The 16,601-nt window shown below is 73.0% G+C and carries 17 protein-coding genes; 14 read left to right on the forward strand and 3 right to left on the reverse strand.

Annotation, left to right across the window (positions count from 1 at the left end; genetic code table 11):
• Positions 1-78: 78 nt before the first annotated feature.
• The 3 genes from hrcA to JX575_RS07045 are packed head-to-tail and all read left to right on the forward strand — an operon-like array spanning position 79 to position 3,011.
• Positions 79-1,101: a heat-inducible transcriptional repressor HrcA gene (gene hrcA / locus JX575_RS07035; RefSeq protein WP_186341726.1), complete on the forward strand. Its 1,023-nt coding sequence runs from the start codon at positions 79-81 to the stop codon at positions 1,099-1,101.
• Positions 1,098-2,264, forward strand: coding sequence for a molecular chaperone DnaJ (dnaJ, locus tag JX575_RS07040; protein WP_186341727.1), 1,167 nt, complete (start codon positions 1,098-1,100; stop codon positions 2,262-2,264). The genes hrcA and dnaJ overlap by 4 nt, the downstream gene beginning before the upstream one ends.
• A 6-nt stretch (positions 2,265-2,270) precedes the next feature.
• Positions 2,271-3,011, forward strand: coding sequence for a 16S rRNA (uracil(1498)-N(3))-methyltransferase (locus JX575_RS07045; protein ID WP_186341728.1), 741 nt, complete (start codon positions 2,271-2,273; stop codon positions 3,009-3,011).
• Between the two features lie 135 nt (positions 3,012-3,146).
• On the opposite strand, the gene JX575_RS07050 is transcribed toward JX575_RS07045, so the two are convergent.
• Positions 3,147-4,106, reverse strand: coding sequence for a Gmad2 immunoglobulin-like domain-containing protein (locus JX575_RS07050; protein WP_186341729.1), 960 nt, complete (start codon positions 4,104-4,106; stop codon positions 3,147-3,149).
• Between the two features lie 86 nt (positions 4,107-4,192).
• On the opposite strand from JX575_RS07050, the gene JX575_RS07055 reads away from it, so the two are divergent.
• From JX575_RS07055 to era, 9 genes are all read left to right on the forward strand, one after another.
• The gene (locus JX575_RS07055; protein ID WP_186341730.1) at positions 4,193-4,546 is read left to right on the forward strand and encodes an HIT domain-containing protein; all 354 of its coding nucleotides are present in this window, start codon (positions 4,193-4,195) and stop codon (positions 4,544-4,546) included.
• Positions 4,547-4,675: 129 nt separating this feature from the next.
• Positions 4,676-5,764 carry a PhoH family protein gene (locus JX575_RS07060; protein ID WP_186341731.1) on the forward strand — a complete coding sequence of 363 codons (1,089 nt, stop codon included), beginning with the start codon at positions 4,676-4,678 and terminating at the stop codon, positions 5,762-5,764.
• The gene (ybeY, locus tag JX575_RS07065; RefSeq protein WP_186341732.1) at positions 5,761-6,222 is read left to right on the forward strand and encodes an rRNA maturation RNase YbeY; all 462 of its coding nucleotides are present in this window, start codon (positions 5,761-5,763) and stop codon (positions 6,220-6,222) included. The genes JX575_RS07060 and ybeY overlap by 4 nt, the downstream gene beginning before the upstream one ends.
• Position 6,223: 1 nt before the next feature.
• Positions 6,224-7,552: a hemolysin family protein gene (locus JX575_RS07070; protein WP_186341733.1), complete on the forward strand. Its 1,329-nt coding sequence runs from the start codon at positions 6,224-6,226 to the stop codon at positions 7,550-7,552.
• 9 nt (positions 7,553-7,561) lie between these two features.
• Entirely contained in the window at positions 7,562-7,918 is a 357-nt protein-coding gene (locus tag JX575_RS07075) for a cytidine deaminase (protein ID WP_186341734.1), read from the forward strand.
• Positions 7,919-7,980: 62 nt separating this feature from the next.
• Entirely contained in the window at positions 7,981-9,354 is a 1,374-nt protein-coding gene (locus tag JX575_RS07080; protein WP_186341735.1) for an FAD-binding oxidoreductase, read from the forward strand.
• Positions 9,351-10,649 carry a class I SAM-dependent methyltransferase gene (locus JX575_RS07085; RefSeq protein ID WP_186341736.1) on the forward strand — a complete coding sequence of 433 codons (1,299 nt, stop codon included), beginning with the start codon at positions 9,351-9,353 and terminating at the stop codon, positions 10,647-10,649. The genes JX575_RS07080 and JX575_RS07085 overlap by 4 nt, the downstream gene beginning before the upstream one ends.
• Positions 10,650-10,669: 20 nt before the next feature.
• Positions 10,670-11,446 carry a siderophore-interacting protein gene (locus tag JX575_RS07090; RefSeq protein WP_186341737.1) on the forward strand — a complete coding sequence of 259 codons (777 nt, stop codon included), beginning with the start codon at positions 10,670-10,672 and terminating at the stop codon, positions 11,444-11,446.
• Complete coding sequence (gene era, locus JX575_RS07095) at positions 11,439-12,524, forward strand: GTPase Era (protein WP_206054548.1); 1,086 nt, start codon at positions 11,439-11,441, stop codon at positions 12,522-12,524. The genes JX575_RS07090 and era overlap by 8 nt, the downstream gene beginning before the upstream one ends.
• 15 nt (positions 12,525-12,539) lie before the next feature.
• On the opposite strand, the gene JX575_RS07100 is transcribed toward era, so the two are convergent.
• Both JX575_RS07100 and JX575_RS07105 read right to left on the reverse strand, forming a co-directional pair.
• Positions 12,540-13,346, reverse strand: a complete 807-nt coding sequence (locus JX575_RS07100) for a septum formation family protein (RefSeq protein WP_186341738.1) — start codon at positions 13,344-13,346, stop codon at positions 12,540-12,542.
• Positions 13,343-13,828 (reverse strand): flavodoxin family protein, encoded by a 486-nt coding sequence (locus JX575_RS07105; protein WP_186341739.1) that lies wholly within the window; start codon positions 13,826-13,828, stop codon positions 13,343-13,345. Before JX575_RS07105 ends, JX575_RS07100 begins: the two co-directional genes overlap by 4 nt.
• Before the next feature lie 47 nt (positions 13,829-13,875).
• Between JX575_RS07105 and JX575_RS07110 the strand changes: the two genes are divergently transcribed.
• Complete coding sequence (locus JX575_RS07110) at positions 13,876-14,637, forward strand: methyltransferase domain-containing protein (RefSeq protein WP_186341740.1); 762 nt, start codon at positions 13,876-13,878, stop codon at positions 14,635-14,637.
• Positions 14,638-14,810: 173 nt separating this feature from the next.
• Complete coding sequence (gene leuA / locus JX575_RS07115) at positions 14,811-16,577, forward strand: 2-isopropylmalate synthase (protein ID WP_186341741.1); 1,767 nt, start codon at positions 14,811-14,813, stop codon at positions 16,575-16,577.
• Positions 16,578-16,601: the final 24 nt, after the last annotated feature.

Consider the following 16,601-nt stretch of genomic DNA (forward strand, 5'->3'; position numbering starts at 1 on the left):
AGCCTACGGAGTGCGAGTAGTCTTGGCACTCAGGGCGAACGAGTGCCAGAAACCGGATCCGATGCGAGAGGAGAGCAGATGGTCGACGACCGCAAGCTCGACGTGCTCCGCGCGATCGTGGAGGACTACGTCGCCACCGAGGAGCCGGTCGGGTCCAAGGCGCTGGTCGAGCGCCACGGACTGGGCGTCTCACCGGCCACGGTGCGCAACGACATGGCCGCGCTGGAGGAGGAGGGCTACATCCACCAGCCCCACACCAGCGCCGGGCGGGTGCCCACCGACAAGGGCTACCGGCTCTTCGTCGACAGGCTCGCCACGCTCAAGCCGATGAGCGCGGCCGAGCGGCGCGCGATCGCCACCCTCCTCGACGGGGCGGTCGACCTCGACGACGTGGTGCAGCGCTCGGTGCGGCTGCTCAGCCAGCTGACCCGGCAGGTCGCCATCGTCCAGTACCCCACCCTCTCCCGCTCGACCGTGCGCCACATCGAGCTGGTGTCGCTGACCCCGACCCGGGTGATGGTGATCCTCATCCTGAGCACCGGCCGGGTCGAGCAGCGCCTCGTCGAGCTCGACGAGCCCACGGTGGACAGCGACCTCGCCGAGCTCCGCGTGGCGGTCAACCAGGCCAGCTCCGGCGTGCAGATCGCCGCGGCCGCCGCCGCGCTCGCCGACCTCCCGGACGGACTGCGCCCCGAGCAGGCCGACTCGGCCCGGGCGATCGTGGGCGTGCTCACCGAGGCGATGTCCGACCACCGCAGCGACGAGCGGGTCGCCGTGGGCGGCACCGCCAACCTCGCCCGCTACGGCGACTTCGACACCGCCGTCCGTCCGCTCCTCGAGGCGCTCGAGGAGCACGTCGTGCTGCTCAAGCTGCTCGGGGAGTCGGGCGTCGACGCGCTGACGGTGCGCATCGGCCACGAGGGCCCCTACTCCGAGCTCGCGGCCACGAGCGTCGTGGCCACCGGCTACGGCCCGCAGGAGCTGCACCTCGGCTCCCTCGGCGTGGTCGGCCCCACCCGCATGGACTACCCCGGATCCATGGCAGCCGTGCGCGCGGTCGCGCGCTACGTCTCGCGGATCCTCGATGAAGGAAACCAGTGACCCAGGATCCCTACGACATCCTCGGCGTCTCGCGCGACGCGAGCGCCGACGACATCAAGAAGGCCTACCGCAAGCTCGCGCGGCAGCTCCACCCCGACGTCAACCCCGACCCGGCCACGCAGGAGCGCTTCAAGGACGTCTCGCGCGCCTACGAGGTGCTGAGCGACCCCGGCAAGCGTGCCGCGTACGACCGCGGCGGCGACGCGTTCAGCCAGGGGTTCGGCGCCGGGCAGGGCTTCAGCTTCACCGACATCATGGACGCGTTCTTCGGCGGCGGTGCCGCAGGCGGCGCGCAGACCCGCGGCCCGCGCTCGCGCGCCCGGCGCGGCCAGGACGCGCTGATCCGGCTCGACGTCGAGCTCGCCGAGGCCGCCTTCGGCGTGACCCGCGACCTCAAGGTCGACACCGCGCTGCGGTGCGAGGCCTGCCACGGCGAGGGCACCGCGCCCGGCACCAAGCCGGTCACCTGCGAGACCTGCCACGGCCAGGGCGAGGTCGCGGTCGTGCAGCGCTCGTTCCTCGGCGAGATCCGCACCCTGCGCCCCTGCGCGGCCTGCCGCGGCTACGGCTCGATCATCCCCGACCCGTGCCGTGAGTGCTCCGGCGACGGCCGGATCCGCTCCCGGCGCACGCTGACGGTCAAGATCCCGGCCGGGGTCGACCACGGCACGCGCGTGCAGCTCACCGGTCAGGGCGAGGTCGGTCCCGGCGGTGGCCCCGCGGGCGACCTCTACGTCGAGATCCACGTCGAGCCGCACCCGACCTTCACCCGTCACGGCAACGACCTGCACACCACGATCTCGCTGCCCATGACCGCGGCCGCCCTCGGCACGCACCTCACGCTGCCGCTGCTCGAGGCCGACCTGTCCGCGTCGTCCGAGGAGTCCTCGGAGACCGTGACGACCTACGACGTCGACATCCGTCCCGGCACGCAGTCGGGCAGCGAGCAGGTGATCCGCGGCTTCGGCGTGCCCAGCCTGCGCGGCGGTCGCGGCGACCTCGTCGTCAGCATCGCCGTGGAGACCCCCACCCGTCTCGATCCCCGCCAGGAGGAGCTGCTGCGCGAGCTGGCCGCCATCCGCGGCGAGGAGCAGCCCGACGGCAAGAACGAGGCGCCGCACAAGTCGATGTTCGGCCGGCTCCGCGACGCCTTCCAGGGCTGAGCCGGGGTGTCGCTCCCGGTCCATCTCGTCGAGTCGCTGGACGGAGCAGCGCCCGGCACGCTCGTCGAGGTGAGCGGCGACGAGGCGCACCACGCGGTCGCCGTACGCCGGCTCCGCGAGGGTGAGCGGGTCGTCCTCACCGACGGCCGGGGCACCTGCGCCACGGGGTCGGTTGCGTCGACGGGCAAGCGGGTCTTCGCCGTCACTGTCGAGGACGTCTCCCACGACGAGCGCCCCGAGCCGGCCATCACCGTCGTCCAGGCGCTGCCCAAGGGCGAGCGCGGCGAGCTCGCCGTCGAGGTGCTCACCGAGGTCGGCGTCGACCGCATCGTCCCGTGGGCCGCGTCGCGCTCGGTGGCGGTGTGGAAGGGCGAGCGGGCGACGAAGTCGCACGCGAAGTGGCAGGCCACCGCCCGCGAGGCAGCCAAGCAGTCGCGCCGGTCGTGGCTGCCCACGGTCGCCCCGCTGGCGACCACGGCCGACCTGGCGGCCCTGGTCACCGAGGCCGACCTCGCACTGGTGCTGCACGAGGACGCCACCTTGCCCCTGGGTGCGCTGGAGGTCCCCGAAGCAGGCCGGATCGTGCTCGTCGTCGGACCGGAGGGCGGCATCAGCCCCGACGAGCTCGCGGTGCTGGCCGACGCCGGCGCCCACGTCGTACGCCTCGGGGCCGAGGTGCTGCGCACGTCCACCGCCGGGGTCGTCGCCGTGGCCGCGGTGCTCGCCCGCACCAACCGCTGGGCCTGACGGCGCGTCCGACAGGACGAACCCGCCGGGCGGGCGTACGACTGCGCCTCCCGGCGTACGACCTCGGCGACTTCCTCCTGTCCGACACGCGCGGGACGCATCGGCCGGCCGCGCGGGACGCCGCCCGGGTGACGGCTACGTGACCGTGATCGTCTTGGTGTCGACGGCCGGGCCGGGGCCCTCGGTGCCACCCGTGGGGTCGTCGGTCTCGCACTGGACCACGACCTCACCGGAGACGTCGCCGAGCGGCAGGTCCACCTCGAACGGGAAGAGCCGCTTGTCCATCCAGGCCTCTGCCTGGTAGCCCTCGAGCGCGATCTCCGTGCCGCCCTGCAGGAGCCGGCACGGCCCACTGGCCTCGAAGGAGTTGGCGACCCCGGTCACGGTCAGGGTGTCGCCGGTGACCGTGTCGCCCTCGGCGGGCGAGGTGATGCTGACCAGGTTGAGGGTGCGCAGGGCGTTGGCCGCGGTGAGCTCGCGGTCGGTGCGGAGGCCGAAGAGCAGCGGCTCGGCGTCCGGGCGGCGGACGACCACGGGCACCCGTTCCTGCTGCACGCCCTGCAGCGTGTAGACCAGCTGCTGGAGCGCGAGGCGGGCGTCGCGCCGCGACATCCCGTCCGGGCGGTCGGTGAACCCGTCGGCGGGCACCTCCACGAGCAGCACACCGTCGGTCGCCCGCACCGAGGAGATCTCCACCCCCGGCCAGAGCGTGCGGTAGTCGGGGTCGGCGGGCTGGCCGCCGCCCGCGACCAGCCGGGCCGCCTCGGTGAGCGGGTCGCCCTGCACCCGGTGGAACTCGCGGAACAGCACGGTGCGCCCGCCCGGTCCGTCGCCGGCGAAGTAGACCGGGACGGCCGTGCCGGCAGCGGAGGGCGCAGACGGCGACCCGGACGACCCGGACGGTGACCTCGACGAGGTGGGGGACCCGGTCGGCGACCCCGGGGAGGACGGCTGCGCGTCGTCGGTCGCGGTGGGCTGGCTCGCCTCTCCGGATACCGGGGCGGGGTCGGCGCTGCACGCGGCCAGCGACAGGGTGCTCGCCACGACGACGGCGGCCGCGCCGACCCAGCGTCGTACGGGTCCGGGGGAGGTCATGGCGCTCACGGTAGTGGGGCCGACGGCCCGGACGACGGGTCACACGCCGCCCACGGGCACGCCCGGGCAGACCCTAGGCTGGGGCGATGAGCACCACGTCCGACGACTGCGTCTTCTGCCGGATCGTCGCCGGGGAGATCCCCGCCGAGGTCCTCGCCCGCAACGACCACGCCATCGCCATCCGGGACCTCCACCCGCAGGCGCCCTTCCACGTGCTGGTGGTCCCGGTGGAGCACCACGAGAACGCCGCCGCCTCCGCGGCCGCCGACCCCGCCGTCATCGGTCGGCTGGTGTCCCTCGCCGACGAGGTGGCGCGGGCGTCGGGCAACGACGACTACCGCCTGGTCGCCAACACCGGTGCGGGCGCCGGCCAGACGGTCTTCCACACCCACCTCCACGTGCTCGGTGGCACCTCGCGGCTGTCCGAGTCCCTCGTCTGACCCCCGCGTCGCCCCTCGCGCGGGCGCCGTCGCGGGGCGGGGCGACAACGAGGTGGGCCGGACGCCTCCCGGTCGGTAGCATGGGAGGGCTCCGCCATCGACCCGGAAGGCCGCCCGACACGGGCATCCATGACTGCGACGAACCAACCCGGCACCCCACAGGACCGACCCACCCACACCGTGGTCGTCCCCAACAGCATCGACATGGTCTCCGTCCTGGGGCCCGGTGACGAGCACCTCCGGCTGATCGAGCGGGCCTTCGAGGCCACCGTGCACGTGCGCGGCAACCGGATCACGCTTGCCGGGGAGTCCGCCGAGGTGGCGACGGCCGAGCGGCTCCTCGACGAGATCGTCACGCTGGTGCGCACCGGCCAGGGCGTCACCGGCGAGACGGTCGAGCGGATCATCCAGATGCTCCGCACGGAGACGCAGGAGCGGCCGGCCGACGTGCTGAGCCTCAACATCCTGTCCAACCGCGGACGCACGATCCGGCCCAAGACGCTCAACCAGAAGCGCTACGTCGAGGCGATCGACAAGAGCACCGTCACGTTCGGCATCGGCCCCGCCGGCACCGGCAAGACCTACCTCGCGATGGCGAAGGCCGTGCAGGCCCTGCAGGCCAAGGAGGTCAACCGGATCATCCTGAGCCGGCCGGCCGTCGAGGCGGGGGAGCGGCTCGGGTTCCTGCCCGGCACGCTCAGCGAGAAGATCGACCCCTACCTGCGCCCGCTCTACGACGCGCTGCACGACATGGTCGACCCCGAGACGATCCCCAAGCTGCTGGCCGCCGGCACCATCGAGGTCGCCCCGCTGGCGTTCCTGCGCGGCCGCTCGCTCAACGACTCGTTCATCATCCTCGACGAGGCGCAGAACACCACGCCCGAGCAGATGAAGATGTTCCTCACCCGGCTCGGCTTCGGCTCGCGCATCGTCGTCACCGGCGACACCAGCCAGGTCGACCTGCCCTCGGGCACCCAGTCGGGCCTGCGCGTCGTGGAGGGCATCCTCGACGGCGTCGACGACATCACCTTCTGCCGCCTCACCGGCACCGACGTCGTGCGCCACCGCCTGGTGGGACGCATCGTGGAGGCCTACGAGGTCTTCGACGCCGAGCGCGAGGCGACCCGCCCCGGTCCGAGGACCGGCGCGCCGAAGTCGGGCCCGCAGGCGGGCCCGAAGTCCGGCGGCGCGACGTCCGGCCCGCGGAGCCAGCGATGAGCATCGAGGTCCTCAACGAGTCCGGCCAGGAGGTCGACGTGCGCCGCCTCTCGCAGCTGGCGCGCTTCGTGATGGACCAGATGCGCGTGCACCCGCAGGCCGAGCTGTGCATCAAGGCCGTCGACGAGGACACCATCGCCGAGCTCAACGGCCAGTGGATGGAGAAGGAGGGGCCGACCGACGTGCTCGCCTTCCCGATGGACGAGCTGCGCCCCGGCAAGGTCAACGAGGAGCCCGAGGAGGGCGTGCTCGGCGACCTGGTGCTGGCGCCGGCGGTCGCCGGGCGGCAGGGCGAGGAGGCCGGTCACGGCCGCGAGGCGGAGATCGACCTGCTGACGGTGCACGGCATCCTGCACCTCCTCGGCTACGACCACGCCGAGCCCGAGGAGCACGCGGTGATGTTCGGTCTCCAGGGCGAGCTGCTCGACAAGTGGCGTTCCACCGCCGATCCCGCCTGACATGACCGCTGACATCTGGCAGCTCGGCTCGGCCGCCCTGCTCGTCGTCCTCGCGGGCCTGTTCTCCGCGGCGGACGCGGCGCTGGGGGCGTTCTCCCGGGCGCGTGCCGAGGAGCTGAAGGCCGAGGGGCGACCCGGCGCGGTGCGCCTGGTCAAGCTCCTCGACGACCCCGCGCGCTACCTCAACACGGCGCTGCTGATGCGCCTGCTGTGCGAGATCAGCGCCATCGTCCTGGTGGCCACGTGGGCGCGCGACGCCTACCAGGGCTCGCCCGTCCCGACGTTCCTCACCACCATCGGCGTGATGCTGGTCGTCTCGTTCGTCGTCATCGGCGTCGCGCCGCGCACCGTGGGTCGCCAGCACGACGTACGCGTGGCGCTCGCCTCGGCGGGCCCGCTCTCCCTCGTCACGACGATCCTCGGCCCGATCCCGGCGCTGCTGATCCTGCTCGGCAACGCGATCACGCCCGGCAAGGGATTCAGCGAGGGCCCGTTCTCGACCGAGACCGAGCTGCGCGAGCTCGTCGACCTCGCCGAGGCCGGCGCGATCATCGAGTCCGGCGAGCGGCGGATGATCCACTCGGTCTTCGAGCTCGGCGACACGATCACCCGCGAGGTGATGGTGCCGCGCCCCGACGTGGTCTACATCGAGCGCCACAAGAACATCCGCCAGACGCTCTCGCTGTTCCTGCGCAGCGGCTACTCCCGCATCCCGGTGATCGGCGACAACCTCGACGACATCGTGGGGATGGCCTACCTCAAGGACCTGGTCCGCCGCGACTTCGAGGCGCCCGACGTGGAGTTCACCCAGCGCGTCGACGAGGTGATGCGCCCGGTGCACTACGTCCCCGACTCCAAGCCGGTCGACGACCTGCTGCGCGAGCTGCAGGCCCGGCGCCAGCACATCGCCGTCGTGGTCGACGAGTACGGCGGCACGGCCGGGCTGATCACCATCGAGGACGTCCTGGAGGAGATCGTCGGGGAGATCACCGACGAGTACGACGACGACGAGGTGGAGGTCGAGCACGTCGAGGGCGGCGCCATCCGCGTCTCCTCGCGCTACCCGGTCGACGACCTCGACGAGCTGGTCGGCTTCTCGGTCGAGGACGACGACGTCGACAGCGTCGGCGGCCTGATGGCCAAGCACCTCGGCAAGGTGCCGATCCCCGGGTCCGTGGTGGAGTGCCACGGCCTGCGGCTGGAGGCCGAGCGCGCCACCGGACGTCGCAACAAGATCGAGACCGTCCTGGTCACGGTGCTCGCCGACGAGGAGCAGGGGGCCGAGGACGACCACCCGGTCACCTCGGCGGGACGCTCGGGCGCTCACTAGGGTGCTGCCATGAGCAACGACCTGCCCGCCGGCTCCCCGGACGCGCTGAGCGCCGAGGACGCCAAGCTGGTGACCCTCGCGCGGGCGACCCGGGCGAGGGCACGCTCCGACGAGGGAGCCGCGGTGCGCGACCTCGACGGCCGCACCTACGCCGCGGCGAGCGTGCGGCTCGAGCACCTCTCCCTCTCCGCGCTGGAGGTGTGCGTGGCGATGGCGCTCTCGTCGGGGGCGAGCGGCCTCGAGGCGGCGGTGGTGCTCCTCGACGGCGACCCCGGCCTCGACGCGGTCCGCGACCTCGCCGGCCCGGGCGTGCCCGTCCACGTGGGCGACGCCCGCGGAGACCTCGCCCGCACCCTCGCCACCTGAGGGCCCCTGCCGATCGGCCCGTGAGCCTCGCGGACGTCGCCTCGTCTCGCTAGCGTGGGCGCGTGCGCACCCCCGTCGGATGGGCCGAGCACGCCGCTGGGACGGCGAGGCTCGTCGCCTCGTACGCCGCGGTGCCGCCCGGCGCCCCGGTCCGCCTGGCCAAGCGCACGAGCAACCTCTTCCGCGGCCGTTCCGACGCCGGCCCGGGTCTCGACGTCTCCGGGCTCACCGGCGTCATCGAGGTCGACGGCGACGTCGCCGAGGTGCAGGGCATGTGCACCTACGAGCACCTCGTCGAGGTGACGCTGGCGCACGGCCGCATCCCGCTCGTGGTCCCGCAGCTGCGCACCATCACGCTCGGCGGCGCGGTCACCGGGCTCGGGATCGAGGCGACGAGCTTCCGCAGCGGCCTGCCCCACGAGTCGGTCCTCGAGATGGACGTGCTCACCGGGGCCGGCGAGATCGTGACGACCAAGCCCGGCGACGAGCTGTTCGACGCGTTCCCCAACTCCTACGGCTCACTGGGCTACGCCACCCGGCTGCGCATCGAGCTCGAGCCGGTCCCGTCGTACGTCGCGCTGCGCCACGTGCGCTTCGACGGCCCCGCCGCGCTCGCCGACGGGGTCGGGCAGGTCGTCCGCGACCGGGCGTGGCAGGGCGAGCGGGTCGACGCCCTCGACGGGGTCGCGTTCGCGCCCGACGAGCTCTACCTCACCCTCGCCCGGTGGACCGACGCCCCCGGCCCGACCAGTGACTACACGGGCCGGCAGGTCTTCTACCGCTCCCTGCAGCAGCGCTCCACCGACCGGCTCACCGTCCACGACTACCTCTGGCGCTGGGACACCGACTGGTTCTGGTGCTCGCGGGCGTTCGGGGCCCAGCACCCGGTGGTGCGCCGGGTGTGGCCGCGCCGGCTGCGCCGCTCCGACGTCTACTGGAAGCTCGTCGCGCTCGACCGCCGCCTCGGCGTCGCCGACCGGCTCGACCGGCGTGCGGGCCGGCCGCAGGGCGAGCGCGTCGTGCAGGACGTCGAGGTGCCGGTCGAGCGGCTCGCGGAGTTCCTCGACTGGTTCGACCGCGAGGTCGGGATGCGGCCGGTGTGGCTGTGCCCCCTGCGGCTGCGCCGTTCGGGGGAGGCCGACGGCGAGCGCCCGTGGCCGGGCTACCCGCTGAGCGCCGGCACGACCTACGTCAACGTGGGCTTCTGGGGGATCGTCAACGTCGGGCCGGAGGCCCCCTCGTCGCCCCGCAACCGCGCCATCGAGGCGAAGGTCTCCGAGCTCGGCGGCCACAAGAGCCTCTACTCCGAGGCCTTCTACCCGCCCGACGAGTTCGACCGCCTCTACGGCGGCGCGCAGCTGGCCCGCGTCAAGGCCGTGCACGACCCCGACGACCGGCTGACCTGCCTCTACGACAAGGTGGTGCGACGACGATGACCAGCTCCGACCTCGGCTCGGGCGCGCGTGGACGGATGTCCATCGGCGACGCCATGGACCGGCTCGTGCGGGGAGGGCTGCCGCTGCTCTTCACGGCCTACGACGGCAGCAGCGCCGGCCCGCCCGACGCCGGCGTGGGGATGCACCTGCGCAGCGAGCGCGGGCTCGCCTACGTGATGACGGCGCCGGGCGACCTCGGCCTGGCCCGCGCCTACGTCAGCGGCGACCTCGACCTCTCGGGCGTCCACCCCGGCGACCCCTACGACGCACTGGCGCTGCTCAAGGACCACACGCGGTTCCGGGTGCCGACGCCGTCCGAGGCGCTGCACATCGCCCGCGACCTCGGACTCGCCCACCTCCGACCGCCGGCCCCGCCGCCGCAGGAGCACCTGCCGCGGTGGCGGCGCGCGGTGGAGGGGCTGCGGCACTCGATGACCCGCGACGCCGAGGTCATCGCGCACCACTACGACGTGTCCAACCGCTTCTACGAGATGGTGCTGGGGCCCTCGATGGCCTACACGTGCGCCCTCTACGAGACACCCGACGCGACGCTCGAGGAGGCGCAGGCGGCGAAGTTCGAGCTGGTCTGCCGCAAGCTCGACCTCCGTCCCGGCCAGCGCCTGCTCGACGTGGGCTGCGGCTGGGGGACGATGGTCCGCCACGCGGCCCGCGAGCACGGCGTACGCGCGCTGGGGGTGACGCTGTCGCTCGAGCAGGCCCAGTGGGCCAAGGAGGCCATCGACCGCGAGGGGCTGGGCGACCTGGCCGAGGTGCGCCACCTCGACTACCGCGACGTGGCGGAGACCGGGTTCGACGCGGTCAGCTCGATCGGGCTCACCGAGCACATCGGCGTGCGCAACTACCCGAGCTACTTCCGCCACCTGCGCGACCGGCTCCGACCCGGCGGGCGGCTGCTCAACCACTGCATCACCCGGCGCCACAACACCCGCCGGGAGACCGGGCGGTTCATCGACCGCTACGTGTTCCCCGACGGGGAGCTCATCGCCTCGGGCACGATCATCGCGGCCGCCCAGGACCAGGACCTGGAGGTGCAGCACAGCGAGAACCTGCGCCCGCACTACGCCGCCACGCTCCGCGACTGGAACCGCAACCTCGTCGAGCACTGGGACGAGTGCGTGGCCGAGGTCGGGGAGGGCACGGCCCGGGTGTGGGGCCTCTACATCGCCGGTTCGCGGCTCGGCTTCGAGCGCGACGAGGTCGAGCTGCACCAGGTCCTCGCCACTCGCAACCACGACGACGGCCGCTCCGACTTCCCGATGCGTCCGCACTGGTGAGCCACCGATAGCCTCCTCTGGTGAGCACCCGCGCAGCGCAGTTCCAGGCGACCGTGCGCCGCCGGGAGTCGCTGTCGGACCACCTCGTGCGCCTCGTGCTCGACGGGCTCGACGGGTTCGTCTCGACGGGCGTCCCCGACGAGTGGGTCGGCCTCGTGGTGCCCGGGCAGTTCCAGAGCCGCTACTACACCGTGCGGTCCTTCACTGACGGCGAGCTGACCCTCGACGTCGTCGTCCACGACGTCGGCCTGGTCACCGAGTGGGCGATGCGCGACTGCGTCGGCGACACGGTCACGGTCACGGAGCCCAAGGCGTCGTTCGCCCCGCCTCCCGGTGCCGGGTGGCTGCTGCTCGTGGGCGACCTGACCGCGATGCCCGCGATGGCCCGCATCACCGAGTCCCACCCGGAGCTGCCGACCCGCGTCCTCGCGGAGGTGCCCGACGACCTCGCCGGCTACCTGCCCGCCGACGTCGACGTCACCTGGCTCACCCCGCCCGCCCCCGGTCAGAGCGCGCTGGCGGAGGTCGTGGAAGGCATCGACTGGCCAGAGGGCGAGGGCTACTTCTGGATGGCGGGCGAGTCGGCACAGATGCGCGCGATCCGCAAGCACCTGATGCGCGAGGTCGCGCTGCCGACCAGCCACTACGACGTGATGGGCTACTGGCGCGCCACGGCCGGGCGCCAGCCGCGCGCCGTCGACCCCGGCCCGATCTGGCGCGCAGGCACGGCAGCAGGAAAGACTGATGAGCAGATCTGGGCCGACTACGACGCCGCCAGGGAGACGACCGATGGCTGACCACGACGAGCCGCACGACGAGCCGAACGACGAGCCGGGCGGCGAGCCGCACGACGAGCCGCACGACCAGCCGGACGAGGACGACGACGAGCTGGACGACGAGCTGGACGACGACTTCGACCTCTCCGGGGTCGCCCCGGCCGGCGCGTTCTACGAGGCGCCCGAGGGCTACCGCAGCGGGTTCGCCAGCTTCGTCGGGCGCCCCAACGCGGGGAAGTCGACGCTGACCAACGCGCTGGTGGGCCAGAAGATCGTCATCACGTCCTCCAAGCCGCAGACCACCCGCAACGTCGTGCGCGGCATCGTGCACCGCGACGACGCCCAGCTGATCCTCGTCGACACCCCCGGCCTGCACCGCCCGCGCACCCTGCTGGGCGAGCGGCTCAACGACCTCGTCCGCACGACCTGGGCCGAGGTCGACGTGGTCGCGGTGTGCTTCCCGGCCAACGAGAAGATCGGGCCCGGTGACCGGTTCCTCGTCACCGAGCTGGCGAAGGTGCGCCGCACCGTGCGCATCGCGGTCGCCACCAAGACCGACCTGGTGACGCCCGAGCAGCTCGCCCACCACCTGATGGACATCGCCGCGCTCGGTGAGGAGACGAAGACCGAGTGGGCCGAGATCGTCCCGGTGTCGGCGGTCGCCGGCGACCAGGTCGACCTGCTCGCCGACCTGCTCGTCAAGCTGCTGCCGGAGGGTCCGCCGCTCTATCCCGACGGCGACCTCACCGACGCTCCCGAGGAGGCGCTGGCCGCCGACCTGATCCGCGAGGCGGCGCTCGAGGGCGTGCGCGACGAGCTGCCGCACTCCATCGCCGTCGTGGTGGAGGAGATGGGCCTGCGCGAGGGGCGCCCCGACGACAAGCCGCTGCTCGACATCGTCGCCAACCTCTACGTCGAGCGCGACTCCCAGAAGGGCATCATGATCGGCCACAAGGGCTCGCGCCTGCGTGCCGTCGGGACGGCCGCTCGTCAGCAGATCGAGGCGCTGCTGGGCACCCCGGTCTACCTCGACCTGCAGGTCAAGATCGCCAAGGACTGGCAGCGCGACCCGCGCCAGCTGCGCAAGCTGGGCTTCTGACCGGCTCGCCCGCGCTCAGGCGGGCACCCAGCAGATCCCGTAGCGCTGGCCGGCGGCCCACTGGGCGCGGGTCGGGCTCTCCTGCGACCAGGTGAGGTCGAGCGGGTCGTCGGTGCGGCCGGCGGCGGCGTTGCGGCACACCGGCTCCATCCGGTCGGTGATCGCGGGGCGCCGGGGGAGGCGCTTGCCGGGGATGTCGACGGTGGCGACCGCCCGCCACGAGTGCCTCGCGCTGCAGGCGACCCGCTCGAAGCGCGGGGTGCCGGGGGGCGCCGTGGCGCACATCGCGGGGCCCGCCCACCCCGTGGTCCGGCGCGGCAGGCGCAGCAGCCGGCGGGGTGCCGCGACCGCCACGACGTCGCACCGGAACCAGTCGGCGCCCACGTCGGCACGTGCCTGGCTCGGGCTGAACCAGACCGCGCGCACCATCCGCAGCCGCAGCTCGCGGGGCGTACGCCCGAGGTGGGCGGGGAGCCGCCGGGTGCAGGCCCGGCTCATCTGCCGCTGGGCGGCACCGGAGTCCACGCGCCGGGTGAAGCCGGACTTGGTGGTGAGGTCGAGCCGGCCGACGAAGTAGGTCTGGGCGGTGTGCGGCTTGCGGCACGCCACCGGCGCGGTGCGGCCGACCACCGCGACGGCCTGGCGGAAGGTGAGCGCGTGGCACTCGCCGACCTTGGGCCGTGGGCCCGGGTCCGCCCGGGGCTCGCTCCCGGCGGAGGTCGGCGATCCCGAGGGCGTCGGATCGTCGTCGGGCGTGGTCGGCCCCGACGTGCATCCCGACAGCACGAGCGCGGCGGCCGCGGCCACGAGCACGCGCCTCATCCCATCACCAGGGCGGCGATCGTGCCGCCGAGCTCGTACGCCGACTCGCGCGCCGGCTCGCCGACGTCGCCGAGCACCTCGAGGACCGGTGCGCTCTGCCGCCAGCCGAGGGCGCCCACGATCGACTGCACGGAGCGCACCGCCCCTGTCGTGTCGTAGCGACCGTGGACGTAGAGGCCGAACGGCTTCGGGCCGCCGTCGACCGTCGCCGCCGACCCGTCGTCGGTCAGCGCACCGCCGGCCTGCAGGAAGATGGAGTCGAAGAAGTGCTTGAGCGCGCCGCTCATGTAGCCGAAGTTGGCGGTGGTGCCGAGCACGTAGCCGTCGGCGGCCAGCACGTCGTCGGCGTCGGCCTCCAGCGCGGGGCGGACGACCACCTCGACACCCTCGATCGCCTCGTCCGAGGCGCCGGCCACGACCGCCTCGGTCAGCGTGGCGACCGACGGCGTCGGCGAGTGGTGGACGATCAGCAGGCGCGGCACGGGGCTGAGGCTACTCACCCAGCCTGTGCGCGGCGTACCGTCGAGGCATGACGTTCGACGTGGCGGGTGAGACCTACGACCGCTTCATGGGGCGGTACTCGCGGCCGCTGGCGGCGCGTCTGGCCGACTGGCTCGAGGTGTCGCCCGGGCAGCAGGCCGTCGACGTCGGCTCCGGGCCGGGAGCGCTGACCGGCGTGCTGGTCGAGCGGCTGGGGGTCGAGCGGGTCCGCGCGATCGATCCGTCCGAGCCCTTCGTCGCGGCGTGCGGCGAGCGCTTCCCCGGCGTGGACGTGCGATTGGGAACGGCCGAGTCCCTGCCGTTCGGCGACGACACGTGCGACGTCGCCGCCGCCTGTCTGGTGGTGCACTTCATGACCGACCCCGTCGCGGGCGTCGCGGAGATGTCCCGGGTGACCCGGCCGGGCGGCCGGGTCGGCGCCACCGTGTGGGACCTGGCCGGCTCGCGCGCGCCGATGTGGCCGCTGTGGGAGGCGGTGGCCGAGCTCAGGCCGGACCATCCGGGCGAGCGCGGCGACCTCCCGGGCAGCTCCCGCGAGTCGCTCGTGGCGATCCTGGCCGACGCCGGGCTCGACGACGTCGAGTCGGTGGAGATCGACGTGAGCGTCACCCATTCGAGCTTCGAGGAGTGGTGGGAGCCCTACCTCCTCGGCGTCGGTCCGGCAGGGGAGGCGGTCGCCGCGCTCGGCCCCGACGGGCGCCGGGACCTCGAGTCGGTGCTGCGTCGTCGCCTCGGCGCGGGACCGTTCGAGATCACCGCCGTGGCGCACGCCGCCCGCGGCCGTGCCTGACCCCCCGTCTCACGACCCGGGAGCCGGGCGGCGCGCCGTCGTGGAGACGGGCTAGCATGTCTGCGTCATGATGCGCAGCCTTCTCCTTCGCCGCCGCAGCGAGGCCTGACCCGGCCCCCTCGTTGCGGAGTGTGGCGCGTGCCGGTCGCCCCTTCGAGCAGACCGAGGAACTCATGACCACCCTGAGCAGCACCCCGCCCCACGAGCGGAACCCCCAGCGCCCCAGCGGCATGAAGCCCCAGCGCTACCTCCCCTTCATCCCGGTCGACCTGGCCGACCGCACCTGGCCCACCAAGCGGATGACCCAGGCGCCGCGCTGGTGCGCGGTCGACCTGCGTGACGGCAACCAGGCGCTCATCGACCCGATGAGCCCGGCGCGCAAGCGGGAGATGTTCGAGCTCCTGGTCCAGATGGGCTACAAGGAGATCGAGGTCGGCTTCCCGGCCGCGTCGCAGACCGACTTCGACTTCGTGCGGATGCTCATCGAGGAGGACCTGATCCCCGACGACGTCGTCATCCAGGTGCTCACCCAGGCCCGCGAGGAGCTCATCGAGCGCACGTACGAGTCGCTGCGCGGCGCCAAGCAGGCGATCGTCCACCTCTACAACTCGACCTCCACCCTGCAGCGCCGGGTGGTCTTCGGCCTCGACGAGGACGGCATCCAGGACATCGCGGTGCGCGGTGCGGAGATCTGCAAGAAGTACGAGGAGCTCGTCCCCGGCACCGAGGTCTTCTACGAGTACTCGCCCGAGTCCTACACCGGCACCGAGCTCGAGTTCGCGGTCCGCGTCTGCAACGCCGTCCTCGACGTGTTCGAGCCCACCGCCGAGCGACCGGTGATCATCAACCTGCCCGCGACCGTCGAGATGGCCACGCCCAACGTCTACGCCGACTCCATCGAGTGGATGAGCCGCCACCTGCACCACCGCGAGCACGTCGTCCTGTCCCTCCACCCGCACAACGACCGCGGCACCGCGGTCGCGGCGGCCGAGCTCGGCTACCTGGCCGGCGCCGACCGGATCGAGGGGTGCCTGTTCGGCAACGGCGAGCGCACCGGCAACGTCTGCCTGGTCACGCTGGGGCTCAACCTGCTGACCCAGGGCATCGACCCCGAGATCGACTTCTCCGACATCGACGGCATCCGACGCACGGTGGAGTACTGCAACCAGCTGCCGGTCCACGAGCGCCACCCCTACGGGGGCGACCTCGTCTACACCGCGTTCTCCGGCTCCCACCAGGACGCGATCAAGAAGGGGTTCGAGGCGCTGGAGGCCGACGCCCAGCGCGCCGGCGTCCCGGTCGACGACCACGAGTGGGCGGTGCCCTACCTGCCCATCGACCCCAAGGACGTCGGCCGCACCTACGAGGCGGTCATCCGGGTCAACAGCCAGTCGGGCAAGGGCGGCGTGGCCTACATCCTCAAGCACGAGCACAAGCTCGACCTGCCGCGTCGCGCGCAGATCGAGTTCAGCCGGGTCATCCAGCAGCGCACCGACGCCGAGGGCGGAGAGGTCGCCCCGGCCGCGATCTGGGCCGCCTTCCGCAGCGAGTACCTCGACCGCGAGGCGCCGCTCAAGCTCGACTCGGTCCACACCTCCAGCGCTGCGGGGGAGAAGGACCAGCTCACCGTCCACGTCTACGTCGACGGCGAGCGGCGCGAGCTCACGGGCTCCGGCAACGGGCCCATCAACGCCTTCACCAACGCGCTCAACGAGCTCGTCGAGGCCGAGCAGGCGGCCGGCAACCCGGCCTACGTCGGCCGCGGCGACGTACGCGTCCTCGACTACGCCGAGCACGCCCTGTCGGCCGGTGGCGACGCCACCGCCGCGGCGTACGTCGAGTGCGCGGTCGGCGACAAGGTGCTCTGGGGCGTGGGGCTCGACGCCAACATCGTCACCGCCTCGCTCAAGGCCGTCATCAGCGCGATCAACCGCGCCTGAGCGCCGGCGGCGCTAGATTCGCGC

The sequence above is a fragment of the Nocardioides sp. zg-1228 genome (assembly GCF_017086465.1).
Classification (GTDB): domain Bacteria; phylum Actinomycetota; class Actinomycetes; order Propionibacteriales; family Nocardioidaceae; genus Nocardioides.